This window comes from Denitromonas ohlonensis (assembly GCF_007625205.1).
Taxonomy (GTDB): Bacteria; Pseudomonadota; Gammaproteobacteria; order Burkholderiales; family Rhodocyclaceae; genus Nitrogeniibacter; species Nitrogeniibacter ohlonensis.
This window is the reverse complement of the sequence record NZ_VMNI01000005.1, coordinates 107,461-131,894: the sequence shown is the minus strand read 5'-3', so window position 1 is coordinate 131,894 and position 24,434 is coordinate 107,461. Positions and strand designations below refer to the sequence as shown.

Genomic DNA, 24,434 nt, shown 5'->3' with positions numbered 1-24,434 from the left:
CCGCGCTGCAAAAAACCCTGCTGCCGTCAGGGCGACAACATTCTTCGTGGACACTGGCGGATCACTCGACTACGTTTCCTCATGTGAGATGAACGTCATTCTCATTCCTGTTTTTCATATTGAGGAGATGCGCAATGCACGGATCACCCTTGAACCCCACAGCGTTGTTGGAGCGGCCACCCTTGAAGGCCCGCCTGCTTGGCGTGATTGCCGCGGCGGGCTTGCTTGTGTCGGCGGTGCCAGCCGGCGCGCAGGCGCTGGCGCAGGCGGTACAGACTGACCGCGAGATGATTGTGACGGCCAACCCGCTGGCAAGTGCGGCGGGGGCCAAGGTGTTGAAGAACGGCGGCACGGCGGCGGACGCGATGGTGGCGGCGCAGGCGGTGCTGGGGCTGGTGGAGCCGCAGGCGAGCGGAATTGGCGGGGGTGCGTTTGTGGTGTATTACGATGCGGCCACACGCACGACGACGACATTCGATGGCCGCGAGAAGGCGCCAGCGGCGGCGACGGAAGACCGGTTTGCCGGCCTGGGTTTCACCACGGCGTGGCAGAGCGGGCTGTCGGTGGGGGTGCCGGGTACGCCGCGCATCATGGAAGTGGTGCATGAGCGCTATGGCCGGCTGCACTGGCACCAGCTGCTTCAACCGGCGATCACGCTGGCCCAGAAGGGTTTCGAGCTGACCGGGCGCACCTCAAGCCAGGTGGCCGGGCTGCTAGCGGCGAACCCGTCGTGTACCAACCGCTTGTTCTTCCGTGACCCGGTGGCTTTTGCCTATTTTGCCAACCCGGATTGCACGGCCAAGCCGGCCGGCACCAAGGTCAAGAACAAGGACTACGCCCGCACACTCAAGGCCATGGCCCGGCATGGCGCCGATGCGTTCTACAGCGGCGACATCGCGGCGGACATCGCCGCGGCGGTGCAAACCGACCCAGCCATTCCGGGCGACATGACGGTGGCCGATCTGGCCAACTACGAGGTGATCGAGCGCGCGCCGGTGTGCTTTGACTACCGCGGGCACAATGTGTGCGGCATGGGGCCGCCCTCCTCCGGCGCGCTGGCGGTGGGGCAGATCCTGGGCATTCTCGAAAACTTTGACCTCAATGACGATCCGCTGAACGAGCGCAATGTGCACCTGTTTGCCGAGGCCGGTCGGCTGGCCTTTGCCGACCGCGGGCTGTACGTGGGCGATACGGACTTCGTCACCGTGCCGGTCGAAGGCATGCTCGACAAGACCTACCTGTCCACGCGCGCCGCGCTGATCGGCGAGCAGGACACCGGCACCGCCCAGCCGGGCACCCCGCCGGGGCCTTTTGACCCGAGCGCACCGGACAACCGCGCCAAGCTCAGCGGCACCAGCCATATCTCGATTGTGGACCGCTACGGCAATGCGCTGTCGATGACCACCACCGTCGAGAGCTCATTCGGCAACGGGGTGATGGTGCGCGGCTTCCTGCTCAACAACGAGCTGACCGATTTCTCGTTCAGCGCGGTGAGCAACGGCCTGCCGGTGGCCAACCGGGTGCAGCCCAACAAGCGGCCGCGCAGCTCGATGTCGCCGAGTATCGTGTTTGATGATCAGGGCCGGGTCGAGTTGGTGACCGGCTCGCCGGGCGGTTCGCGCATCATCGGCTACACGGCGCAGTCGATCGTGAACCACATCGACTTCGGGCTCGATCCGCAGGAATCGATCAACACGCCGCATTACCAGAACCGCAACGGTTCAACGGAGATCGAGCGCACCATTGCCGGCATCACCGAGCCCTACGACGCCGACGCGCTGGCGGCGCAACTGCAGGCACGCAATCACCCGGTCACGGTGAGCAATGTGATGGAGAGCGGGCTGTCGATCATCCATGTGATGCATGACGACGATCACCACCACTACCGCGGCCGGCATGGTCATCACAAGCACCACAAGCACCGCTGGCATCACAACAAGCGCGACGGTCACACACTGATCGGTGGCGCCGACAAGCGCCGCGACGGGACGGTGGCCGGTCGCTGAGACGGCCGTGTGCAGCATTCTTGAGTGCCGGCGCGCCGTGTAGGGTCGGCTTCAGCCGACCATGGCGGGTTGAAACCCGCCCTACGCGGTGACGCGCATCGCACCTCAGAGCGCCAGCAACAACAAGGGACCGACAGGCGAGCCTGTCGGTCCCTTTCTCATTGATTGCCCCACGCGTCCGATGCGGGATGTCTGGCTTACTTGAGTCGCCGGATCAGGCTGGATGTATCCCAGCGCTTGCCGCCCATGGACTGCACGTCGGCATAAAACTGGTCGACCAGCGCGGTGACCGGCACACGAGCGCCGTTGCGGCGGGCTTCGTCGAGCACCAGACCGAGGTCCTTGCGCATCCAGTCCACCGCAAAGCCAAAGTCGAACTTGTCGTCCACCATGGTGGCGCCGCGGTTGTCCATCTGCCAACTCTGGGCGGCGCCCTTGCCGATCACGTCCAGCACCTGCTTCATGTCCAGCCCGGCTTTCTGGCCAAAGGCGATGGCTTCGGCCAGGCCTTGCACCAGCCCGGCGATGGCGATCTGGTTGACCATCTTGGCCAGCTGCCCGGCGCCACTGTCGCCCAGCCGGGTGAAGGCGCGGGCAAAGGCCATGGCCACCGGTTTGACGGTGTCAAAGGCGGCCGCGTCGCCACCGCACATGACGGTGAGCATGCCGTTTTGCGCGCCAGCCTGGCCGCCGGACACCGGCGCATCGATGAACTGCAGGCCCAGCGCTTCGGCGGCGGCCGACAACTCCCGCGCCACATCGGCCGAGGCCGTGGTGTGGTCGACAAAGATGGCACCCGCTTTCATGCCGGCAAAGGCGCCATCGGGGCCGAGGGTGACGCCGCGCAAGTCGTCGTCGTTACCGACACAGCAGAACACGATGTCTGCCCCCGTGGCGGCTTGCGCCGGCGTGGGCGCCGAGGCGCCGCCAAACTCGGCCACCCAGGTCGCCGCCTTGGCCGGGCTGCGGTTATAGACCGTCACCGCATGGCCGGCCTGAGCCAGATGCCCGGCCATGGGCAAGCCCATGACGCCAAGGCCGAGAAAGGCAGTTCGGGCGGCCGGGGAGGATTCGTAGGGTTTCGCGTTAATGGACGACATGGGCGTTCTCACGAATGAATGAAGAAAAACAACGAGGCGTCGCCCGGTCGCATTCGGCCACCGGCGCCGGTCTCGCGCTGACACGCCATCCTAGCGCAGCGCGCCGGCTTCGTGAGCACGACGCCAGCCGTTGCCCCCTGGATGATGCGCCTCACTCCGCCATCAGCCGCGCCGTTCCGTAGACCCGAATCGAACTGCCCGGCGCCGACAGGATGTCAGCCGCCAGCAGCGAGCGCATGCCCATGTCTTCGCCCTGCACCACGTCGATATGCCCCCCATGCGGCCAGCCGATGTCGCGCAGATAACCGGCCAGCGCGGCCGTGGCAGCGCCGGTGGCGGGGTCTTCGTACACGCCGCCCGACGCAAAGGGATTGCGGGTATGAAAGTGCTGAGGGCTTTCGGCCCAGGCGATCAGCACGGTGACCAGGCCGTGGGGGTTCATGAAACGCCGCCCGGCGTCGAGCGCGTAGTGCATGGCCGCCAAAGCCTCGCGATGCTTGAGCGCGAGCAGCAGATGATCGGCGCCGCCGTGGATGCGCGCAGGCGGCAGGCGCGGGTCGAGGTCGTCGCGCGCGTAGCCGAACACGGCCAGCGCTTCGTCGACCAAGGCATCCTCGGCCGGTGCGCTGTGGGTCGGCGGCGATTGCAGCGCAGCGCTGAGGGTGTCGCCCTCATAAGCACCTTCGACCGTGATGCCGGCCTGATTGAGCGTCAGCGCGAAGACACCGTTGCCGTGGCGCAAGGCCAGCGCCGCGCCAAGGGCGATGGTGGCATGACCACAGAACGGGACCTCAGATTCGGGGGAAAAATAGCGCACCCGCCAGCCATCGCCCGCGGGCGCGGCAAAGGCGGTCTCGGAAAACCCGACCTCGGCGGCAATACGCTGCATGTCGGCAGCAGGCGGGAGTGCGTCGGCGATCAGCACACCGGCGGGGTTGCCACCGGTGTTGCCGTCGGAGAAAGCGGCAATTTTCTGGAGTGTCATCACACATACCTCGGGGCTGGAATAGTGATCACCCTACCGCGCGCCGGCCCACTGCGCCCGGTACAAAGCTGGCGCCAACGGCACGACGGTGGCCGATGCCGCGGGCAGAATGCGCGCCTTCTTGGTGGCGACAATCCGGCCAGCATCGTTTTGTCATCTGCCGGGACAAATTCCCGTAATGTTTCACCGCTAGCGTCATGTCCACGCCCGTGCCGACGGAGCGATCGAATAACGACAGAGGACTAGACCATGAAACACGATGAAGGCATTTCGAACCCCTCCGGCAACCGTCCGTTCGAGGACGTGCTTGAGGTGAACATGCAGCGCCGCAAGGTGCTCGCCGGTGGCCTGGCGGGCGCAGCGATGGGCTTTTTCTCCTCGCCCGCACTGGCCGGCATGAAGGGCTGGGGCGACGACTCGAATGCGCGTGGCCGTGGCCGCCGGTCGAGCCGTCTGCTCGGCTTTGCGCCGGTGCCGGTGGCCGAGGGCAACGGCCCGTGGCCGGTGATTTCGTCGGACTACGACTACCAGGTGCTGATCCCCTGGGGCGAGCCGCTGGAGCCGGGCGGCCCGGCCTACCAGTGGCCGCCGACTGCCGCCGATCAGGCGCGTCAGATCGGCATCGGTCATGACGGCATGTGGTTTTTCCCGATCGAGGACAAGGGCTGTCGTGACGACGACGATCGCGCCCACTGGGGCCGCCACAAGGATATCTGGCACGGCGGCGAGAACCGCCACGGCATGCTGGTGATCAACCATGAGTTCGGCGAGAACATGCACGTGTATGGCAAGGCCGCGCCGGAGAGCCTGGAAGATGTGCGCGTGTCGCAACACGCCCATGGCGTGGCCGTGGTCGAGATTCAGAAAAAGGGCCGTACCTGGCGTGCCGTGGAGAGCGACAACGCCCGCCGCATCCATGTGAACACCCCGGTGGCCTTCAGCGGCCCGGTGGCCGGCCATGCGCTGCTCGACACCCCCAACGGCAACATCCCGCTGGGCACGGTCAACAACTGCGCCAACGGCCACACGCCGTGGGGCACCTACCTCACCTGTGAGGAGAACTTCAACGGCTACTTCGGCGCCGCCGGTAGCTGGAGCGCTAACGACGCGCAGAAGCGCTACGGCTTCTCGGCTGGCGGTTTCGGCTACGGCTGGCATCTGTTCGACCGCCGCTTCGACCTGTCGGACGAGGACTACCGCAACGAAGAACACCGCTTTGGCTGGGTGGTCGAGATCGACCCCTTCGACGCCACCCAGACCCCGGTCAAGCGCACCGCGCTGGGCCGCTTCAAGCACGAGGGCGTGGCGATCACCGAAGGCCGCGGCAAACGCGTGGTGGCCTACATGGGCGACGATGAGCGCTTCGACTACATCTACAAGTTCGTCTCCGAAGACAACTGGAAAAAGATGCGTCGCGCCGGCAAGAGCCCGCTCGACCACGGCACCCTGTATGTCGCCAAGTTCAACGACGACGGCACCGGCGAGTGGCTGCCGCTGAGTATCGACAACCCGGCGCTGGCCGCCCGCTTTGCCGACCAGGCCGAAGTGCTGACCTTCGCCCGCATGGCCGCCGACGTGCTCGGCGCCACCCCGATGGACCGCCCCGAGTGGACCACCGTGGCACCCAACGGCGATGTGTACTGCACGCTGACCAACAACAGCCGCCGCACCGTGGCTGACGCCGCCAACCCGATGGCGCCCAACCCGGACGGCCACATCATCCGCTGGCGCGATGCCGACCAGCATGTGGGCACCACCTTCACCTGGGATATCTTCCTGATCGCCAAGGACTCCCATGGCACGGAAGACAGCTTTGCTTCGCCCGATGGCCTGTGGGCCGATCCGGATGGCCGCCTGTTCATCCAGACCGATGGCGGCCAAAAAGATGGCCTGAACAACCAGATGCTGGTCGCCGACACGATGACCGGCGAGCTGCGCCGGATCTTCACCGGGGTGACGGGCGACGAAATCACCGGCATCACCGTGACGCCGGATCGCCGCACCATGTTCATCAACACCCAGCACCCCGGCGAGGGCGATCCGACCGTCACCAACTTCCCGGCCGAACTCGATGGCGTGACCGTGCCACGTGACTGCACGATCGTCATCACCCGCAAGAACGGCGGCATCATCGGCTCCTGAGCCCTGACGCCAGTCCGACACAAGCCCGGCAGGTCACGCCTGCCGGGCTTTTTTGCGCCCGGTCTCAGCCCAGCAGTCGCGCGCGCAGGGCGATTTTGTTGTGCACCTCGAGCTTGCGGAAGCTGCTTTGCAGGTGCGTGCGCACCGTGGCGGGCGACACCGCCAGCTGCCGGGCAATAGTCTTGTAGTCGGCGCCCTCGGCATAAGCGCAGGCCACCTCGTGCTCGCGCGTGGTGAGCAGTTCAGTCACCTGCGGAGCGGGCTCGGGCGGCGCGTCGGGTTCGGCCAGCAGCACAAAGGGAATCGCAAACGCGGCCTGGCGGGTTTGCCCCGGCGTGAAAGGCCGGCCACGGTCTTCGCGATAAAGCGTGAGCCAGCGCAGGCCACCGGCGTCGCTGCTGCGCACACCGCACAGCATCAGCTGGCTGACATCATGCGCACGCAGGCACTCGCCGACGGGGGCTGTGTCACCGCCAACCAGATCGCGGTCTACCACCACGTTCTGCAAGCTGCGCGGCTGCCGGGCAAAGCGCCGCGCCACCGGGTCGAGATGCGCGACCGCGCCATAGTCGACCAGGATGCGCTCCGAGCGCCCGCGCAGCTCGGCGCTGTGGATATGCACCACGCCATCGGCATGCTGGCGCCCCTCGCCCCACACCACGCCGTCGAAGCCCAACTCGCGGTCAAGCCAGGCGAGGGCCTCGCGCCGATAGTCGGGGCGGCTGCCGGTCCGCCCGAGTTCCATCAATGAGAGCAGACGTCTGTCATGACTGTTCATGCCGCTTTTCTCCCTGCCGCGCGCCGCGCGCCTCATGCATCTGCATGATTCAATCTGCCCGCGTTTGTGAGTAGCTTAGTCTGGCAAGTGCAGTGCTCAATGCGGGTTTCCCCGATCGCACCGCATTCGCACATGCTAACGTAGCGCACCGACAGAAAACACAATGACATGTCGGGACACCCACGCAAGGAGGAAACATGAAACACGAACTGCTGTTCGGTCTGGCCGGGGCGTTGCTGCTCGCGCCGGGCGTCGCCTCGGCCACCTCGGGTTTACCCGGAGGCGGCCACCACAACATCACCATCACCACCCATGAGGGCAACGACGACCTGCTCAGCGCCGGCCTGGGCAAGACCGGCCTGGCCTCGGCTGTCGCACCCGCCATCGCCAACCCGCTCGCGCCCACCGCGGCCGAGCTGCGCCGCCTCAACATCTGGGCCAACTACCGCGCCCTCATCGACACCACCAGCAATGGCGGCTATGGCCGGCTGTTCGGCCCCAACATCGACCTCGACGGCAACGACACCCTCGGCGAAGGCCTGATCCCCGGCACCGAATACCGCACCAGCCAGCATGTTCGCGGCGTCAAAAGCGTGACCCTGCTGGTGCAGGTGCCCGCGCACTTCAACCCCGAGCAGCCGTGCATCGTCGCCGCCCCGTCGAGCGGTTCGCGCGGTGTGTATGGCGCCATCGGCACCACCGGCGAATGGTCACTCAAGCGCGGCTGCGCCGTGGCCTACACCGACAAGGGCACCGGCGCCGGCGGCCATGAGCTGGACACCAACATCGTCACCCTGCCCGACGGCACGCTGGCCGACGCCCGGGACGCCCGCCGTAGCGCCCTCTTCCGCGCCGAGATCAGCGAACCGGCCCGCCAGGCTTACATCGCGCAGCACCCCAACCGTTACGCCATGAAACACGCGCACTCGCAGGACAACCCGGAGCGCGCCTGGGGCGACGCCACCCTGGCCGGCATCGAGTTCGCCTTCGATGTGCTCAATCGCTACCACCAGCCAGAGCGTGGCAAGCATCACCGCGGCAAGCACGCCGGCTATCGCCCGCAAAACACCCTGGTGATCGCCGCCAGCGTGTCCAACGGCGGCGGCGCGGTCATTGCCGCCGCCGAAGCCGACCACCGCGGCCTGATCGACGCCGTGGTCGCGCAGGAGCCGCAGATCAACGTCGACATGCGCCGAGGCGTCACCGTCAAGCGCGGCGGCATGCCCGTGCCCGCCAGCGGCCTGCCGCTGTACGACTACACCACCTACGCCAACCTGGTGCAGCCCTGCGCCGCGCTCGCCCCCTCAGTCGCCGACAGCCCCTTCGTGAGCTTCGTGGTCCCGGCCTTCGGTGCCAACCGCTGTGCCGCACTGGTCGCCGCCGGAGAGATCTCGGGCAACACCCTGATTGAGCAGTCCGAAAACGCGTTGGCCAAACTGCAAGCCCATGGCTGGGAAGCCGACAGCAATCTGCTGCACGCCTCGCACTTCGGCTTCGCGGTGAGCACCGCCGTCAGCCTGACCTACGCCAATGCCTTCATGCGCGCACCGGTCACCGCCAACCTGTGCGGCTACTCGATGGGCACCACCGACGCCGCCGGCCTGCCCGCCGCACCGGCTGCCAGCCCCATGCCGACGCTGTGGAGCCTGAACAACGGCGTGCCGCCGTCCACCGGCATCAACCTGATCGCCGAAGGCGCCGCCAACGGCCCGATCCGCGAGGCGCTCGCCGTCTCCGCCAGCACCGGTCTGGCCGACTACTACTGGGATGGCGCCCTGTGTCTGCGCGAGCTGCTCGACGAGAAGCGCGTCCGCCACAGCATCGCCCAGACCGAGGTCAACGGCCGCCTGCATGGCAAGCCGACGCTGATCGTGCATGGCCGGGCGGACGCGCTGGTGCCGGTCAACCACACCTCGCGCCCCTACCTCGGCCTGAACAGCCTGGCCGAAGGCAAGCGCAGCCAGCTGAGCTACATCGAGGTCACCAACGCCCAGCACTTCGAAGCCTTCCTGCCCTTCCCCGGCTACGATACCCGCTTCATCCCGCTGCACTACTACGGCGGTGTGGCGCTCGACATGATGTGGAAGCACCTCACCGAAGGCGCCGCCCTGCCGCCCTCGCAGGTGGTGCGCACCACCCCGCGCGGCGGCTCACCCGGCGCCGCGCCCGCCATCACCCTGGGCAACCTGCCGCCGATCCAGATGCACCCTGCATCCGGCGACCGGATCGCAGCCCATCGCGGCACCGTGAGCATCCCCAACTGAGGTAAGCCTTGCAGGAGGCGCACCCAAACAAAAAGCGGCCCGAAGGCCGCTTTTTGTTGAGTTACTGGCGGAGAGGGAGGGATTCGAACCCTCGGTACGCTTGCACGTACGCCTGATTTCGAGTCAGGTACATTCGACCACTCTGCCACCTCTCCGCTCGAAGGACGGCATTATAGAAAGGTTCTGGAAAAAAAGCACCTCTGACGTGCGTCAGGCGTGTTGAGGAAGCATTTCATCATAGGCACGGACCGCTTCAGCGGCGTACATCAGGGTCGGACCGCCACCCATGTAGGTGCAGATGGCGAGGGTTTCCATCAGTTGCTCGCGGCTCACGCCCAGACGGATCAACGCCTTGATGTGGTAGCCGATGCAGGCGTCGCAACGCGACGATACGCCGATGGCCAGCGCGATCAGTTCTTTGTGAAGCGCGTCGATGCTACCCCCGGCGAGCGCTGCCTTGGCCATGGCGGAGAAGCCCTTCATGGTGTCGGGCACCTCTTTGTGCATGGCTTCGAGGCCTTTGGATACATCACTGGTGATCTGTTTGAACGACTTGCTCACGGCCAACTCCATTCATAAGCGTTTTCGAATATTCATTTTATCGAATTTTTCGAAAACATACCACCGCGTATGGATTGCCTTGATCCAGTCGATTTGCGACTCCCACACTCTCCGGCGACAATCAGCTCCCTGAACGGGAGTTTGTCCATGCGCGCCCTGCTGCTTGTGTTGATCGCCTTCCTGCTTACCGGCTGCCCGCGCGGCGAGGCGCCGGTCATTGTCGACTTCCGAACACTGGGCGAGCTGCGGGTGGCGACGCGCGTCGATGCGGTGACCTACCGCAAAGAGCCGGATGACGGCGCGAGCGGGTTTGAACATGATCTGCTCGAAGAGTTGGCCGCCGAATTGGGCGTGCCGGTGAAATTCATCATTTATCCCAGTGCAGCCCGCGCGCTGGAGGCTGTGCAACGCGGCGATGCCCATATGGCGGCAGCCGCGCTGGGCCGAAACGACAAGGCCCGCCATGTGCGCTGGTCGCCCATTGTGCGAGAACTCAAATTGCTGATCGCGGGCACTGGCGAGGCGGCATCGAGCATTCAGTCGATTCAGGATCTCGCCGGCAAAACGGTGACGGCCCGCAAAGGCACGCTCGCGGCGCGCCGCCTGCGAGAGCTTCAGCACGAAGTGCCGTCGATGCGCATCAACACGGTCGCCGGCCAACCCGATCAGGTCTTGCTGGCCGCGGTCGCCGACGGGCGCATTGCCTTGCTGGCCACCGATGAAGCACACCTGGCGCTGGCCGCCGAGTTGCGCCCGGAGCTACAGCAAGTGAGCGCCTTGCCGGGCACGGCCGCGATGGCCTGGGCGCTGCCCGACACTGCGGCATCGGCCGAACTGTTCGACACCGTCGGACGCTTCCTTATTCGATCGCATGAAGACAACACGATTACCCGGCTGGAAGATCGCTACTTCGGCCATATTCAGCGCCTGAGCGCGATCGACATCGCGGCCTTTGTGGACCGCATCCAGACCCGGCTACCGCGCTATCGCGCCATGTTTGAAGCCGCCGGAGAGAAAACCGGGCTCGACTGGCGACTGCTGGCCGCCATTGGCTACCAGGAGTCCCAATGGGATCCGTTTGCCATCTCACCCACCGGCGTGCGCGGCTTGATGATGCTGACCGAAGAGACCGCGACACGGATGAAAGTGCGCGACCGGCTGGACCCTGCACAGAGCATCATGGGCGGCGCAAAAAACTTCAAGCTGATGCTCGATTCGATTGACGCTGACGTGCAGGCGCCCGACCGCACCTGGATGGCGGTGGCGGCCTACAACCTGGGGCTTGGGCACCTGCGTGGCGCGCGCCAGATCGCCAACACCATGGGGCGCGACAACCTGACCTGGGTGTCGCTGCGCACGCTGTTGCCGCTGATGTCCCGACCCAGCTTTGCGCGTCGCCTGAAGGCCGGGCCGGCGCGCGGCGGCGAGGCCGTGCACATGACGGAAAACGTGCGCGCCTTTTTCGACATCCTGCGCCGTCTGGACACCGCGCCGGCCGGCGCCGAGGCTTTACTCCCGCCGACCACGCCGGTGCCCAACCGAGGTGCTCAGGCCGCCGGCGTCAGCACCTCCAGCCCGCCCATGTAGGGGCGCAGCACCGCCGGCACCACCACCGAACCATCGGCTTGCTGGTAGTTTTCGAGCACGGCCACGAGCGTGCGGCCCACCGCGAGGCCCGAGCCGTTGAGCGTGTGCAGCAGGCCTTTCTTGCCCTGCGCATCCTTGAAGCGCGCCTGCATGCGACGCGCCTGGAAAGGACCGCAGTTGGAGCAGGACGAGATCTCACGATAGGTCTGCTGGGCCGGCAGCCACACTTCCAGGTCGTAGGTCTTGGTCGCGGCAAAACCCATATCTCCGGTGCACAGCACGATCTTGCGGTACGGCAACTCAAGCTTTTGCAGGATGGCCTCGGCGTGGCTTGATAGCTCTTCCAGCGCAGCGGCGGAGTTGTCCGGATGCTCGATACGCAACAACTCGACTTTGTCGAACTGGTGCTGGCGGATCATGCCGCGGGTGTCACGCCCGTATGAGCCGGCTTCGGAACGGAAGCACGGGGTGTGGCAGACGAACTTGAGCGGCAAGGTCTCGGCGGCAAGCATTTCGCCCCGCACAACGTTGGTGACCGGCACTTCGGAGGTCGGGATCAGGTAGAACTTGCCACCATCGGCCTTGGGCACGGAGAACAGGTCCTCTTCAAACTTGGGCAGCTGGCCGGTGCCATACATGCTGTCGGCGTTGACCAGGTAGGGCGTGTAGATTTCGGTGTAGCCGTGGTCGGCGATATGCGTGTTGAGCATGAACTGCGCCAGCGCGCGGTGCAGGCGCGCCACGCCGCCGCGCATCATGGCGAAGCGTGCGCCGGAGATCTTGGCCGCGGTTTCAAAGTCCAGCCCGCCCAGCCCCGCGCCGACGTCGACATGGTCTTTGACTTCGAAGTCGAACTCGCGCGGCGTACCCCAACGCGACACTTCCACGTTGGCCGATTCGTCCGCCCCGACCGGTACATCGTCGGCCGGCAGGTTGGGTAACGCGGCCATGAAGGCGTCGATCCGGGCCAGCAAGTCGGTCAGCGCCAGTTCATTGGCCTTGAGCTCATCGCCAATCCCACCGACCTCGGCGAGCACGGCGGAGGCGTCTTCGCCCTTGCCTTTGAGCATGCCCACTTGCTTGGACAGCGCATTCCGCTTGGCCTGCAGCTCTTGCGTACGGGTCTGAAGCTGCTTGCGCTCGGCCTCCAGGGTGTTGAAGGTGGCGGTGTCGAGCGTCACGCGGCGGCTTGCCAGCACGGTGGCCACGGTGTCGATGTCGGAGCGGAGTTGTTGGATGTCGAGCATGTCTTCAGCCCGCGCAAAGCGCAGGACGCCGGAATGGAAACGTCTATTCTAAACCGCTGCGACGCACCATTGAAGGGTGCTATGGCAGGAAACAAACCGAGAGAAATTCGGAATTTGCCATGTCCGATCGGTGGCTTATCCTGAGTAGATAAGAACCAAAAAAGAACGGGCCAGGTCAGAGTGCCCAAATAAAGGACTGGAGGAGAACGCCATGCTATCCATGCGTGACTGCTTGGACTATTGCGATATCACGGACGATGAGGTCGCCCTCATCGCCGAACACGAAGGCATCCCGGACGTTGCGGCCGCGCAGGTCGCTTGCGGATTGGTGCAAACCCCCGAAGGTGTCTTGCTGCTGTCGCGCTATATGGCCGATCTGGTGGATCGGGCCGAGCGCACCGGCCAGGTCGATAAGGCAGTGCGAGCCCGCGCCGTCATCGCCCGCTTCATTGCCGACCATCCGACAACGCATTGAGCCTCGCCACGACGGCGCGGATCAACCGCGTTCAGACTTGCCTGCGCCGCGATCGAGTGCGCGCAGGCGATCGAGCTTTTCGCGAATGCGCGCTTCCATGCCGCGGTCGGTGGGCTGGTACCACGGCTGCGCGTCGACGCCATCGGGCAGATACTGCTCGCCCGCAGCGTAGCCATCGGCCTCGTCATGCGCGTAGCGATAACCGTCGCCATGGCCCATGCTTTTCATGAGCTTGGTGGGGGCATTGCGCAGATGCATGGGCACCGGGCGTGAGCCGTCTTCGGCAATAAAGCGGCGCACCGCCTTGTAGGCGGTGTACACCGCGTTCGACTTGGCCGCGCAGGCCAGAAACACCGTGGCCTGCGCCAACATCAATTCGCCCTCCGGCGACCCCAGCCGCTCGTAAGCGGCACAGGCTTGCAAGGTCATTTCCAGCGCGCGCGGGTCAGCCAGTCCGATGTCTTCGCTGGCCATGCGTACCAGGCGCCGACCGATATAGCGCGGATCGGCGCCGCCATCGAGCATGCGGCACAGCCAGTAGAGCGCGGCATCGGGATCCGAGCCGCGCACCGATTTGTGCATGGCCGAGATCTGGTCGTAGAAGGCATCGCCGCCCTTGTCGAAACGACGCAGATTGCGCGACAAGGCCTGATCGACAAACTCGGTCGTCACCGGATTGACCGCGGCGGTCTGCGCCGCAATCGCCAATTGCTCGACCAGGCCAATCAGCCGCCGGCCGTCGCCGTCGGCAAAGCCGATCAGGCGGTCGCGTGCGGCGTCTTCGATCGCCAGCGCGGCATCCGCGGTGTGGCGGGCGCGCTCGAACAACACCATTTGCTCGGCCTCGTCGAGCGACTTGAGCACATACACCGCGGCTCGCGACAAGAGCGCGGCATTGACTTCAAACGAAGGGTTTTCGGTGGTGGCGCCGATGAAGGTCAGCAGCCCCTGCTCAACGAAGGGCAGAAACGCGTCCTGCTGTGCCTTGTTGAAGCGGTGCACCTCATCGACGAAAAGAATCGTGTGGCGGCCAAGATCGCGCGCCACTTGGGCTTTTTGCACCGCTTCGCGGATGTCCTTGACGCCCGAGAACACCGCCGACAAGGCGATGAAGTCAGCCTCGAAGGCCTCAGCCATCAGGCGCGCTAGCGTGGTCTTGCCTACGCCCGGCGGCCCCCACAGGATCATCGAATGCAGCCGCCCCGAGGCAAAGGCGAGGCGCAGCGGTTTGCCCTCGCCCAGTAAATGCGCCTGGCCGACGACGTCGTCCAGCGTCGCGGGGCGCAGGCGCTCGGCCAGCGGGATGCTGCCGGTCGGCGGCTGAGCCATGACCGGCTCGGCGGAAAACAGATCGCCGGAACTCACCGCGCGCGCCGCTTACTCGCCAACCACATCCACGCCCTTGGGCGGGGTGAAGCTGAACAGGCTGGCGTTGAGCGCCGGGTTGGTCTTGAACTCGGTAAAGCGCAGCAGCGTGGTCTGGCCAAAGTTGTCCTGGATTTCCATCGCCACCAGCTGGCCGTTGGCAAAACCCATTTTCATGCGCGCAAAGCTGCTGTCGGCGGCGCGCGGCGTGGCCACGGCCCAGTCGAGCTCGTTCATCCGGCCGCCGTCTTCGAGAGTGAAGTTCTTGTCGAGCTCATCCTTGCCAGCCAGGATCGCGGCGGGCGTGGCGCCCAGCGCGTCGCCCAGCGTCTGAATGGTCACCTGCTGAAGCTCGGGGTCGTAGGCCCACATCTTCTTGCCATCACCGACCAGCAACTGCGGATAGGGCTTGGTGTATTCCCAACGGAACTTGCCGGGGCGCTCGAAGGCAAAGCTGCCGTCAGACTGCTCACCGCGGCCGCCGTTCTGCCGATACACCGACTGCACAAACTGCCCCTCGGCGCGCTCGGTCTGCTGCACGAAACGCTTCAGCAACACCACGCCCGATTCGGCCAGCGCCGCACTCGACAGCCCGACGGCCATCGCGGCCACGAGCCAGCGGCTCGCGCTTCTACACACGTGCTTCAATCAATTCTCCTCGCGCGCCGGGGCGAGCACTTCACGGTTGCCATTGCTCCCCATCGAGGAGACCAGCCCGGCGCGTTCCATTTGTTCAATCAGTCGGGCCGCCCGGTTGTAACCGATACGCAGATGACGCTGTACCAGCGAAATCGACGGGCGACGTGTTTTCACCACCACTTCGACCGCTTGATCGTACAAAGGATCCGCTTCGACATCCTCGCCGTCGACGCTGCTCATGCCGTCGCCAGATTCTTCCTGCGCATCGAGAATGCCGTCGATGTAATCGGGCTCGCCCTGCTTCTTGAGGAATTCGACCACGGTGTGCACTTCATCGTCGGCCACGAAGGCGCCATGCACCCGCATCGGCAGGCCGGAGCCCGGCGGCAGGTAGAGCATGTCGCCCATACCCAACAGGCTTTCGGCACCCATTTGGTCGAGGATGGTGCGCGAGTCGATCTTGGACGACACCTGGAAGGCCATGCGCGTCGGGATGTTGGCCTTGATCAGGCCGGTGATCACATCCACCGACGGGCGCTGGGTGGCGAGAATCAAATGGATGCCGGCCGCCCGCGCCTTTTGCGCCAGACGGGCGATCAGCTCTTCGACCTTCTTGCCGACCACCATCATCATGTCGGCCAGCTCGTCGACCACCACCACGATGTGCGGCAAGGTGTCGAGCGGCTCGGGGTTGTCGGGGTTGATGGCAAAAGGATTGGTCAGCGGCTTTTCGGCCTTGCGGGCCTCGGCGACCTGTTTGTTGAAGCCGGCCAGATTGCGCACACCCACGGCGGCCATCAGCTTGTAGCGTTTTTCCATCTCGGCCACGCACCAGTTGAGCGCGTTCGAGGCATGCTTCATGTCGGTGACCACCGGCGCGAGCAGGTGCGGGATGCCCTCGTACACCGACAATTCGAGCATTTTCGGGTCGACCATGATCAGCCGCACCTTGTCCGGCTCACTCTTGTAGAGCAACGACAGGATCATGGCGTTGATACCCACCGACTTGCCCGAACCAGTCGTACCGGCCACCAGCAAGTGCGGCATCTTGCCCAGATCGGCCACCACCGGATTACCGGAGATGTCCTTGCCCAGGCCGATGGTCAGCGGCGAGTGCATGTCGTGGTAAGCCTTGGAGCCCAGAATCTCCGACAGGCGCACGGTCTGGCGTTTGGGGTTGGGCAGCTCGAGCGCCATGCACGATTTGCCCGGCACGGTCTCGACCACGCGGATCGAGATCAGCGACAGCGCGCGCGCCAGATCCTTGGCCAGATTGACCACCTGCGCGCCCTTCACGCCGACCGCCGGCTCGAACTCGTAGCGGGTGATCACCGGGCCGGGATAGGCCGCAATCACCTTCACCTCAACGCCAAAGTCCGCCAGCTTCTGCTCAATGAAGCGGGAGGTAAACTCCAGCGTTTCGGCGCTGGGCGGCGTCACGTCCTGCGAAGCTTCGTCCAGCAAGGACACCGGTGGCAAAGCGCCGTCGCCGGCCGCGCCAAACAGATTCTGCTGGCGCTCTTTTTGCACCCGCTCGGACGGCACAACCACCGCCACCGCCGGCTCGATACGCACCGGCGAGGCGGGCGTACGCTCGGCCTTTTCGCGGCGCGTCTTGACCACCGCCTCGCGCTTTTGCGCCAGCTCGCGGCCAGCGCGACGATCACGCCAGGCCTGGCCACCGCGCTGCAAGGTCAGCCAGGTTTGTTCAAGCCACAGCCCGAGACGCTCGGTCGCCGACAACCACGAAATACCGGTAAATAGACTCAAGCCACCGGCGATCAGCGCCAGCAACACCAGCGTGCCGCCAGTAAAGCCAAGGTAGCGCAATGCAGCAGCGCCAAGCTCAGAGCCCAAGAGGCCGCCCGGTGCCAGCGGCAAGCCGGCGCCCGTGGAATGAAAGCGCAGCGCTTCGAGCGCGGCGCTGGCGAGCAGCACAACGAGAAAGCCCGCCATCACGATGAAAAATGAGCGCTTGTCGGTGTTGAACTCGTGCCGGAAACGGCGGAAGCCCCAGGCAATGCCATAGCCGAGAAAGATCACCAGCCACCAGGCCGAGCCGCCAAACAGGTAGAGCAGCACGTCGGCCAGCCAGGCGCCAAAACGCCCGCCAGGGTTGGTGACCCGCGCCACTTCGGTGGCATGCGACCAGCCCGGATCGGCCTTGTTATAGCCGAGCAGGATCATCGCCACATAAATGGACACAACGCCCAGCACAATCCAGCGGGTTTCCTGGAGCAGATGGGCAATACGCTCAGGCAGCGGCTGATTGCGGGAACGGGTTTGAGACGGAGACGCCATGGGGGAGCACACACACGCTGTGCGACACAGCGGCCAGAAGACACTGCCGCATTATACGAAAACGGCCCGCCTTATGCGGCGGGCCACGAAACGAAGCGTAACGGGGCGTAAGCCCGATACGGCGACCGGCGATCAGAGTTCCTGGATGCGGTCGCGCAGAATGATCCCGTTCGGGGTTTCCTCGATCAGGCCTTGCAGCCCGAGATCCTTCATGACACGGCTGACCATCTCGCGCGACGCGCCGATCATCTTGGCGATATCCTGCTTCGAGATCTTGCGCACCACCACCATCTCGCCGTCCTGTTCTTCGCCCATTTCGAGCAACAGATGGGCGACGCGGCCATACACATCCATCAGCGCCAGGCTCTCGATCTTGCGATCGGCATTGCGCAGGCGGTCAGCCAGGTTGCTCATGATGCGCCAGGCGATGTCGAAGTCGTCGCGCATCAGCTGCTTGAAGTCGTGCTTGGAGATCATCACCAGATCGGAGGGCATCACCGCCACCACCGAGGCCGAGCGCGGCTGCTCTTCAAAGATGCCCATCTCGCCGAACAGCTCGCCCTGCCCGAGAATGGTGAGAATCACCTCGCGCCCGTCTTCATCGCTCACCAGCACCTTGAGGCTGCCCGTGAGCACGAAATAGACGTAATCAGGCGGATCGCCCGCACGCACAACAGCTTGGCCTCGCGGTATACGACGCATCATGGCGCAACGGGCCACGCTCACCAGGCGCTCATCACTGAGCCCCTGAAACAACGGAAAAGTACGCAATGCGATGTTGGAAACCGCGGCCGTCTGGACCATACAACTCTCCTGTCGGTAAGGCTGCTCCGGCGCTAAGCCCCTGAGACCACGGGCGATTCACTGCGAACGGGCAACTGCGACACTATCACGTTCTCATAGAAACGTAACGCCCCCCGGCACTGCAAAACCAGATATCTCAACAAATCGGCGGCTTGAAATGCCTCAAGGCCAGCTCCAGTTATAATCTGCCGCTACTGTCACTCCACCATCGAGAAGACCCACCACCATGAGCACCCGTCACGACAAACTCCTCATCCTCGGTTCCGGCCCGGCCGGCTACACCGCCGCCGTCTATGCCGCACGCGCCAACCTCAACCCCGTGCTGATCACCGGCATGGCTCAGGGCGGCCAGCTGATGACCACCACCGACGTGGACAACTGGCCGGCCGACGCCGATGGCGTGATGGGCCCTGACCTGATGGCGCGCTTCCAGAAGCATGCCGAGCGCTTCGACACCGAGATGGTGTTTGACCACATCCACACCACGCACCTCAACGAAAAGCCGATCCGGCTGGTCGGCGATCAGGGCGAGTACACCTGCGACGCGCTGATCATCTCCACCGGCGCCACCGCCAAATACATCGGCCTGCCGTCCGAAGAAGCCTTCATGGGCAAGGGCGTGTCCGCCTGCGCGACCTGCGACGGCTTTTTCTACCGCAACAAGCCGGTGGCTGTGGTCGGCGGCGGCAACACCGCCGTGGAAGAGGCGCTGTATCTGGCCAACATCGCCAGCAAGGTCACGCTGGTGCACCGTCGCGACACCTTCCGCGCCGAGAAAATCCTGATCGACAAGCTGATGGCCCGCGTCGACGAAGGCAAGATCGAGCTCAAGCTGTTCGCCACCCTCGACGAGGTGCTGGGCGACAACATGGGCGTGACCGGCATGCGCCTGCGCAATGTGCAGACCGACGCCAAGGAAGATATCGAGCTGATGGGCGTGTTCATCGCCATCGGCCACAAGCCGAACACCGACATCTTTGAAGGCCAGCTCGAAATGGAAGGCGGCTACATCGTCACCCACGGCGGCCGCGAAGGTAACGCCACCGCCACCAGCGTGCCCGGCGTGTTTGCTGCCGGCGACGTGCAAGACCACATCTATCGCCAGGCGGTGACCAGCGCCGGCACCGGCTGCATGGCCGCGCTCGACGCCGAGCGCTACCTCGACAGCCTGACCCAGGCTGGCTGAGGCCATGGCACGCAAGCGTCGCCCCGCCGCCGCGCAAGCGGCGTCGCCGGCGCGCTTGCCCGACACCCGCTTCGCCTCGCTCAAGCGGATCAAGCCGAACAAAAACAAGGCCTCGGAACATGTCGCCCCGCCGGCGGCCACCAACGCCCCGCCCGTCGACGAAACCCTGCCGCCGCCCGATCTGTTTCGCGCCAGCGTGGGCGACATCCAGCCCATCGCCGACACAAACCGCGCCGAGATAACCCCCCCACGCCCGCGGCCCGTCCCCAAAGCCCGGCCGGTCGACACCGACGACGACCTGCCGCGCCGTCATGCGCCACCGCCGGAACACGACGAAGGCGCCTGGTTTCAGCACCACATGCAGGACGTGGTCCCGCTGCCGCAGGACGATCGCGGTTGGCTCGACCCGCTGCCGCGCGCCGAAACCGCCAGGATTCTTCAGCCCAGCACGCCTCAACCCACCGACATCATGTCCTGGCTGGCCAGCGGCACGCAGCCGCTCAAACCCGCCAACCGCGCCGATATTGCCACCCCGCCACCGGTCGCTGCCCCCCGCCTGAGTGAGGCCGACGAGCAAGCCGCGCTGCGCGAGAGCATGGAAGCGCCGCTCAGCTTCGAAGACCGGCTCGACATGGGCGACGAGGCCGTATTTTTACGCGCCGGGCTGCCGCGCCGCGTGCTCACCGACCTGCGCCGCGGCCGCTGGGTGGTGCAGGGCGAAATCGACCTGCACGGCCTGACCCGCGACGAGGCCCGCACCGCGCTGGCAGAGTTCCTCGCCAGCGCGCTGCGCCGTGGCATCCGCTGCGTGCGGGTCGTGCATGGCAAGGGCCTGCGCTCGCCGGGCAAGGTCGGCATTCTCAAGCAGCTCTCCAAAGGCTGGCTATCGCAGCGCGAGGAAATTCTTGCCTTCTGCCAGGCCCGCGCCAACGAGGGCGGCAGCGGCGCCCTGCGCGTCTTGCTGCGCGCCCCCGACAAGATTCGCGCCCCGTAAACGGCACAGCGGCCACCCGTGGGCGGCCGCTGCATGACTCGGCGTCGGCGATCGATCAGATCGCGTCTTCGTTCAGCTCGCCGGTGCGGATGCGCACCACCTGCTCCACCGCCGTGACAAAAATCTTGCCATCGCCGATCTTGCCGGTACGCGCGGCCTTGATGATGGCCTCGATGGCCTGCTCGACCACGGCCTCGCCGACCACGATCTCGATCTTGATCTTGGGGAGAAAATCCACCACGTACTCGGCACCGCGATACAGCTCGGTGTGTCCTTTCTGGCGGCCGAAGCCTTTGACTTCGCTCACCGTCAGGCCGGTGATACCGACCTCCGACAGTGCCTCACGCACCTCATCCAGCTTGAACGGCTTGATCACCGCTTCGATCTTCTTCATGCATCGCTCCTGTGTCGTATCGTTCTTGTGTCTAGTACGGGTCCTGATACCGGGCCGTAATCGGGAAGCGCCAGTCCTTGCCAAAGGCCCGCCGGGTCAGGCGAATGCCCACCGGCGACTGACGGCGCTTGTATTCATTGCGTTTGAGCATGCCCACGGTGCGTCGCACCACCGCCTCATCATACCCTTGGGCGACGATCTCCCGCGGCGACTCGTCGCGCTCCATGTAGGCTTCGATGATCGCATCAAGCACCGCATACGGCGGCAGGCTGTCCTGGTCGACCTGATCCGGCTTGAGCTCAGCCGACGGCGGCCGGGTAATGATGTTTTCCGGAATGATCGCGCTGCGCGCATTGCGCCACACAGACAGGCGATACACCAGCGTTTTATAGACATCCTTGAGCACCGCAAAGCCCCCGGCCATGTCACCGTACAAGGTGGCGTAGCCGGTGGCCATCTCGCTCTTGTTGCCGGTGGTCAGCACGATACTGCCGGTCTTGTTCGACAAGGCCATCAGCAACATGCCGCGAATCCGGCTCTGCAGGTTTTCTTCGGTGGTGTCTTCAGCCAGGCCCGCAAACTGCGCCTCAAGCATGCCGGCAAACACCTTCATCGCCGGTTCGATCGGCAGTACGTCGTAGCGCACGCCCAGAATCCGCGCCATCTCGGCCGCATCATCCAGGCTCATCTGCGCCGTATAGGGCGAAGGCATCATCACCGCGCGCACCTTGTCGGCACCCAGGGCGTCGACCGCCACCGCCAGCGTCAGCGCCGAATCGATGCCGCCCGACAGGCCAATGATGGCGCCAGGGAATCCGTTCTTGCCGAGGTAATCGCGCACGCCCACCACCAGCGCGGTGTAGGCCTCTTCTTCGAGCTCTGGCAGCGGTGTGACCGTGGCCGGCAGCCAGGCCGAACCATTAAGCCGCAGCACACAGGCATGCGCGTCAAACGCCGGCGCCTGCCAGGCAATCGATCCATCGGTCTGCATGGCGAAGGACGCGCCATCAAACACCAGCTCGTCCTGACCGCCGACCATGTTGGCGTAGAGCACCGGCAAACCGCTTTCGCGGGCCCGATCGGCGGCCACCCGGTAGCGATCCTGCTGTTTGTTCAAATGACAGGGCGAGGCGTTGATCACCAGGATCACGTCCGCACCCGCCTCGATCAGCCCCTTGGTCGGTGCGGCGCCCCACAGGTCGGCGCAGATCAGCAGCCCGCAGCGCACGCCATCGATCTCAAAAACGCAGGCCGCGTCACCCTCGTCGAAATAACGAAGCTCGTCGAAGACTTCGTAGTTGGGCAGGCGCTGCTTGCGATAGTGCGCCACGATCCGACCGCGATGCAGCACCGCCGCCGCGTTGTAACGGACGTCGCCATCGGCCTCGGGGTAACCGACCACCACCGCCAGTTCGTCGGTCTGCAAGGCCAGCGTCTCGACGGCCTCGCGGCAGCGATCGTAAAAATCGGGGCGCAGCAGCAGGTCTTCCGGCGGATAGCCGCAAATCGACAGCTCGGGCGTGAGCAACAGCCGCGCGCCCTCGGCCGCGGCGGCATCCATGGCCGCGCGAATTTGCGCCACATTCCCGGACAGGTCGCCCACCACGGGGTTGAACTGGGCGACGGCAATAGCAAGCGATGTTTTCATAGGCGTGTAACTATACCGTCTGCCCCCGGATTTGTGCGGAGTGCGGCGCACTTCAAGCTATCCACAATTCCGGTGCACAAGCCTGTGGATAAACCGTGGATAAACCCCACAGGGCCGGAGCCCCCGTCAGGCGGGAACACTCTGCCCCATCATGCAGCAGTCGCCCCGTGCCGCATTGTCGGCGCGCGGCCGGCTCCGCGAAGAATGCCAACCGATGAGCGACACACTCCGATTTTTCAGCCGTATCGAAGACATTCCAGCATCGGCCTGGAACGCGCTGGCGGGCGACCACGCCGGGCTGCAGCACGCCTTTTTGCATGCCCTCGAAGTCAGCCAGTGCGCCAGCGCCGATACCGGCTGGACGCCGCACCACGCCACGCTATGGCGCGACAACACGCTGGTCGCCGCCATGCCGCTGTACCGAAAAACACATTCTTGGGGCGAATATGTTTTTGACTGGGCCTGGGCGCAGGCCTACGAGCAGCACGGCCTCGACTACTACCCCAAATGGCTGTGCGCCATTCCCTTCTCGCCGTTGCCGGGCCGCCGCCTGCTGGGCATCGACATCGCCGCACGCAACCAGTTGCTGCACAAAACGCTGGCGTGGATCGCCGCCGGCGACGGCAGCTCCTTGCATGTACTCTTCCCCAGCGAAGAAGACACCGAACTGCTCGCCGCCGCCGGGATGCAGATTCGCCATGGCGTGCAGTTTCACTGGCGCAATCGCAACTACACCGATTTCGCCGACTTTCTGAGCCACCTCACCCGCGACAAGCGCAAGAAGATTCGCCAGGAGCGTCAGCGGGTGGCCAAGGCCGGCGTGCACTTCGTCTGGAAGACCGGGGATGAGATCAGCGAGGCCGATCTCGACTTCTTTCACCACTGCTACTGCCTCACCTACGCCCTGCGCCGCTCGACGCCCTACCTCACGCGCGACTTCTTTGCGCGCCTGAATGCCGCAGCGCCGGCCTCGGTGCGTCTGCTGATCGCCTATCGCGATGGCCAGGCGGTGGCCTGCGCCTGGTTTCTGGCCGACGCGCAGGCGCTCTATGGCCGCTACTGGGGCGCAGTGGAGGACATCTCCTGCCTGCACTTCGAAGCCTGCTACTACCAGGGCATCGACTACGCCATCACGCACGGACTATCGCGCTTCGAAGGCGGCGCACAGGGCGAACACAAGCTCTCCCGCGGCCTGGCCTCGACGCCGATCACCTCGGCCCACTGGATTCGCGATGCGCGCTTTGCCAATGCGATTGCCGACTACCTGCGCCGCGAGCGCGACGGCATCGCGGGCTATCTGGACGAGCTGGACGAACGCAGCCCCTTCCGCCCCAAACCGCCCGCACCATGAAAAAAGCCCGCGCAAAGCGGGCTTTTCCAGACAACCGCGCGCGGATCAGCCCGCGTTGGCGATGCCGGTCAGGATTTCCTGGCGGGCGTCTTCGACGGTGCCCCAGCCGGTGACCTTGACCCACTTGCCCGGCTCCAGATCCTTGTAGTGCTCAAAGAAATGAACGACCTGCTTCATCAGCAGTTCGGGCAGGTCGTCGGTGGTTTCGACCTTGTTGTACAGCGGCGTGAGCTTGGACACCGGCACGGCGACCACTTTGGCGTCTTCACCCGACTCGTCTTCCATCTTCAGCACGCCGACCGGGCGGCAGCGGATGACCACGCCCGGCTGCAGCGGGAAGGGCGTGACGACCAGCACATCCACCGGATCGCCATCGCCAGCGACGGTGTGCGGCACATAGCCGTAGTTGCAGGGGTAGCGCATGCTCGTACCCATGAAGCGGTCGACGAAAACGCAGCCGCTATCCTTGTCGACTTCAAACTTGATCGGCTCGCCCTGCGCCGAGATCTCGATGATGACATTGACGTCGTTCGGTACATCCTTGCCGGCGGTGACTTGATCGAATCCCATACAACCCTCCCCTTGAAAAAATTCGGTCAATTATAGG

At 65.0% G+C, this 24,434-nt stretch carries 20 protein-coding genes and 1 tRNA gene; 8 read left to right on the top strand and 13 right to left on the bottom strand.

All coding sequences use genetic code 11. The features are described from left to right. Positions 1–134 precede the first annotated feature (134 nt). On the top strand, positions 135–2,006 hold the full coding sequence (ggt, locus tag FHP89_RS05340; protein WP_144179549.1) for a gamma-glutamyltransferase: 1,872 nt from the start codon (positions 135–137) through the stop codon (positions 2,004–2,006). A gap of 197 nt (positions 2,007–2,203) precedes the next feature. Here the strand turns inward: ggt and FHP89_RS05335 are convergent, their stop codons facing one another. Both FHP89_RS05335 and FHP89_RS05330 read right to left on the bottom strand, forming a co-directional pair. After that, a complete protein-coding gene (locus FHP89_RS05335; RefSeq protein WP_144179548.1) occupies positions 2,204–3,106 on the bottom strand; it encodes an NAD(P)-dependent oxidoreductase in 903 nt (300 codons plus the stop codon). Between the two features lie 151 nt (positions 3,107–3,257). Beyond that, positions 3,258–4,091 (bottom strand): PhzF family phenazine biosynthesis protein, encoded by an 834-nt coding sequence (locus FHP89_RS05330; RefSeq protein ID WP_144179547.1) that lies wholly within the window; start codon positions 4,089–4,091, stop codon positions 3,258–3,260. Positions 4,092–4,340: 249 nt separating this feature from the next. Here FHP89_RS05330 and FHP89_RS05325 point away from each other — a divergent pair, with 249 nt between their 5' ends. Further along, positions 4,341–6,233 (top strand): PhoX family protein, encoded by a 1,893-nt coding sequence (locus tag FHP89_RS05325; RefSeq protein ID WP_144179546.1) that lies wholly within the window; start codon positions 4,341–4,343, stop codon positions 6,231–6,233. A gap of 64 nt (positions 6,234–6,297) precedes the next feature. On the opposite strand, the gene FHP89_RS05320 is transcribed toward FHP89_RS05325, so the two are convergent. Next, positions 6,298–7,011 (bottom strand): helix-turn-helix transcriptional regulator, encoded by a 714-nt coding sequence (locus tag FHP89_RS05320; protein ID WP_186300393.1) that lies wholly within the window; start codon positions 7,009–7,011, stop codon positions 6,298–6,300. 197 nt (positions 7,012–7,208) lie between these two features. Between FHP89_RS05320 and FHP89_RS05315 the strand changes: the two genes are divergently transcribed. After that, the gene (locus tag FHP89_RS05315; RefSeq protein WP_144179544.1) at positions 7,209–9,275 is read left to right on the top strand and encodes a 3-hydroxybutyrate oligomer hydrolase family protein; all 2,067 of its coding nucleotides are present in this window, start codon (positions 7,209–7,211) and stop codon (positions 9,273–9,275) included. A 65-nt stretch (positions 9,276–9,340) separates the two neighbouring features. On the opposite strand, the gene FHP89_RS05310 is transcribed toward FHP89_RS05315, so the two are convergent. Together FHP89_RS05310 and FHP89_RS05305 are read right to left on the bottom strand one after the other, a co-directional pair. After that, positions 9,341–9,430: transfer RNA gene (locus tag FHP89_RS05310), tRNA-Ser, on the bottom strand. A gap of 55 nt (positions 9,431–9,485) precedes the next feature. Further along, positions 9,486–9,836, bottom strand: a complete 351-nt coding sequence (locus FHP89_RS05305; RefSeq protein ID WP_186300392.1) for a carboxymuconolactone decarboxylase family protein — start codon at positions 9,834–9,836, stop codon at positions 9,486–9,488. Positions 9,837–9,983: 147 nt separating this feature from the next. Between FHP89_RS05305 and mltF the strand changes: the two genes are divergently transcribed. Beyond that, positions 9,984–11,423, top strand: coding sequence for a membrane-bound lytic murein transglycosylase MltF (mltF, locus tag FHP89_RS05300; RefSeq protein ID WP_144179542.1), 1,440 nt, complete (start codon positions 9,984–9,986; stop codon positions 11,421–11,423). On the opposite strand, the gene serS is transcribed toward mltF, so the two are convergent. Further along, positions 11,384–12,670: a serine--tRNA ligase gene (gene serS, locus FHP89_RS05295; RefSeq protein WP_144179541.1), complete on the bottom strand. Its 1,287-nt coding sequence runs from the start codon at positions 12,668–12,670 to the stop codon at positions 11,384–11,386. The two genes, mltF and serS, sit on opposite strands and share 40 nt — an antisense overlap. A 211-nt stretch (positions 12,671–12,881) precedes the next feature. Between serS and FHP89_RS05290 the strand changes: the two genes are divergently transcribed. After that, entirely contained in the window at positions 12,882–13,145 is a 264-nt protein-coding gene (locus FHP89_RS05290) for a hypothetical protein (protein ID WP_144179540.1), read from the top strand. 21 nt (positions 13,146–13,166) lie between these two features. Here FHP89_RS05290 and FHP89_RS05285 read toward each other — a convergent pair whose 3' ends face one another. The 4 genes from FHP89_RS05285 to FHP89_RS05270 all read right to left on the bottom strand — a co-directional run bounded on the left by FHP89_RS05285 (position 13,167) and on the right by FHP89_RS05270 (position 18,254). Continuing rightward, positions 13,167–14,474: a replication-associated recombination protein A gene (locus tag FHP89_RS05285; RefSeq protein WP_144179539.1), complete on the bottom strand. Its 1,308-nt coding sequence runs from the start codon at positions 14,472–14,474 to the stop codon at positions 13,167–13,169. Between the two features lie 48 nt (positions 14,475–14,522). Next, complete coding sequence (lolA, locus tag FHP89_RS05280; RefSeq protein WP_313792205.1) at positions 14,523–15,149, bottom strand: outer membrane lipoprotein chaperone LolA; 627 nt, start codon at positions 15,147–15,149, stop codon at positions 14,523–14,525. Between the two features lie 9 nt (positions 15,150–15,158). After that, positions 15,159–17,450, bottom strand: a complete 2,292-nt coding sequence (locus FHP89_RS05275) for a DNA translocase FtsK (RefSeq protein ID WP_144179538.1) — start codon at positions 17,448–17,450, stop codon at positions 15,159–15,161. Positions 17,451–17,582: 132 nt separating this feature from the next. After that, positions 17,583–18,254 (bottom strand): Crp/Fnr family transcriptional regulator, encoded by a 672-nt coding sequence (locus FHP89_RS05270; RefSeq protein ID WP_144179537.1) that lies wholly within the window; start codon positions 18,252–18,254, stop codon positions 17,583–17,585. 226 nt (positions 18,255–18,480) lie between these two features. On the opposite strand from FHP89_RS05270, the gene trxB reads away from it, so the two are divergent. Both trxB and FHP89_RS05260 read left to right on the top strand, forming a co-directional pair. Continuing rightward, complete coding sequence (gene trxB, locus FHP89_RS05265; protein ID WP_144179536.1) at positions 18,481–19,440, top strand: thioredoxin-disulfide reductase; 960 nt, start codon at positions 18,481–18,483, stop codon at positions 19,438–19,440. Between the two features lie 4 nt (positions 19,441–19,444). Further along, positions 19,445–20,434, top strand: a complete 990-nt coding sequence (locus tag FHP89_RS05260; protein ID WP_144179535.1) for a Smr/MutS family protein — start codon at positions 19,445–19,447, stop codon at positions 20,432–20,434. A 55-nt stretch (positions 20,435–20,489) separates the two neighbouring features. Here the strand turns inward: FHP89_RS05260 and FHP89_RS05255 are convergent, their stop codons facing one another. Both FHP89_RS05255 and FHP89_RS05250 read right to left on the bottom strand, forming a co-directional pair. Continuing rightward, positions 20,490–20,828: a P-II family nitrogen regulator gene (locus tag FHP89_RS05255; RefSeq protein WP_144179534.1), complete on the bottom strand. Its 339-nt coding sequence runs from the start codon at positions 20,826–20,828 to the stop codon at positions 20,490–20,492. Positions 20,829–20,859: 31 nt separating this feature from the next. Next, entirely contained in the window at positions 20,860–22,476 is a 1,617-nt protein-coding gene (locus FHP89_RS05250) for an NAD+ synthase (RefSeq protein WP_144179533.1), read from the bottom strand. 214 nt (positions 22,477–22,690) lie between these two features. Here FHP89_RS05250 and FHP89_RS05245 point away from each other — a divergent pair, with 214 nt between their 5' ends. Further along, entirely contained in the window at positions 22,691–23,827 is a 1,137-nt protein-coding gene (locus FHP89_RS05245; protein WP_144179532.1) for a GNAT family N-acetyltransferase, read from the top strand. A gap of 45 nt (positions 23,828–23,872) precedes the next feature. Here FHP89_RS05245 and ppa read toward each other — a convergent pair whose 3' ends face one another. Beyond that, positions 23,873–24,397, bottom strand: coding sequence for an inorganic diphosphatase (ppa, locus tag FHP89_RS05240; RefSeq protein ID WP_144179531.1), 525 nt, complete (start codon positions 24,395–24,397; stop codon positions 23,873–23,875). Positions 24,398–24,434 lie beyond the last annotated feature (37 nt).

Bases quoted from the DNA above. Each gene is read 5' to 3' on its own strand.
- ggt (WP_144179549.1), top strand. From the start codon at position 135: ATGCACGGATCACCCTTGAACCCCACAGCGTTGTTGGAGCGGCCACCC.
- FHP89_RS05335 (WP_144179548.1), bottom strand. From the start codon at position 3,106: ATGTCGTCCATTAACGCGAAACCCTACGAATCCTCCCCGGCCGCCCGA.
- FHP89_RS05330 (WP_144179547.1), bottom strand. From the start codon at position 4,091: ATGACACTCCAGAAAATTGCCGCTTTCTCCGACGGCAACACCGGTGGC.
- FHP89_RS05325 (WP_144179546.1), top strand. From the start codon at position 4,341: ATGAAACACGATGAAGGCATTTCGAACCCCTCCGGCAACCGTCCGTTC.
- FHP89_RS05320 (WP_186300393.1), bottom strand. From the start codon at position 7,011: ATGAACAGTCATGACAGACGTCTGCTCTCATTGATGGAACTCGGGCGG.
- FHP89_RS05315 (WP_144179544.1), top strand. From the start codon at position 7,209: ATGAAACACGAACTGCTGTTCGGTCTGGCCGGGGCGTTGCTGCTCGCG.
- mltF (WP_144179542.1), top strand. From the start codon at position 9,984: ATGCGCGCCCTGCTGCTTGTGTTGATCGCCTTCCTGCTTACCGGCTGC.
- serS (WP_144179541.1), bottom strand. From the start codon at position 12,670: ATGCTCGACATCCAACAACTCCGCTCCGACATCGACACCGTGGCCACC.
- FHP89_RS05290 (WP_144179540.1), top strand. From the start codon at position 12,882: ATGCTATCCATGCGTGACTGCTTGGACTATTGCGATATCACGGACGAT.
- FHP89_RS05285 (WP_144179539.1), bottom strand. From the start codon at position 14,474: ATGGCTCAGCCGCCGACCGGCAGCATCCCGCTGGCCGAGCGCCTGCGC.
- FHP89_RS05275 (WP_144179538.1), bottom strand. From the start codon at position 17,450: ATGGCGTCTCCGTCTCAAACCCGTTCCCGCAATCAGCCGCTGCCTGAG.
- FHP89_RS05270 (WP_144179537.1), bottom strand. From the start codon at position 18,254: ATGGTCCAGACGGCCGCGGTTTCCAACATCGCATTGCGTACTTTTCCG.
- trxB (WP_144179536.1), top strand. From the start codon at position 18,481: ATGAGCACCCGTCACGACAAACTCCTCATCCTCGGTTCCGGCCCGGCC.
- FHP89_RS05260 (WP_144179535.1), top strand. From the start codon at position 19,445: ATGGCACGCAAGCGTCGCCCCGCCGCCGCGCAAGCGGCGTCGCCGGCG.
- FHP89_RS05255 (WP_144179534.1), bottom strand. From the start codon at position 20,828: ATGAAGAAGATCGAAGCGGTGATCAAGCCGTTCAAGCTGGATGAGGTG.
- FHP89_RS05250 (WP_144179533.1), bottom strand. From the start codon at position 22,476: ATGAAAACATCGCTTGCTATTGCCGTCGCCCAGTTCAACCCCGTGGTG.
- FHP89_RS05245 (WP_144179532.1), top strand. From the start codon at position 22,691: ATGAGCGACACACTCCGATTTTTCAGCCGTATCGAAGACATTCCAGCA.
- ppa (WP_144179531.1), bottom strand. From the start codon at position 24,397: ATGGGATTCGATCAAGTCACCGCCGGCAAGGATGTACCGAACGACGTC.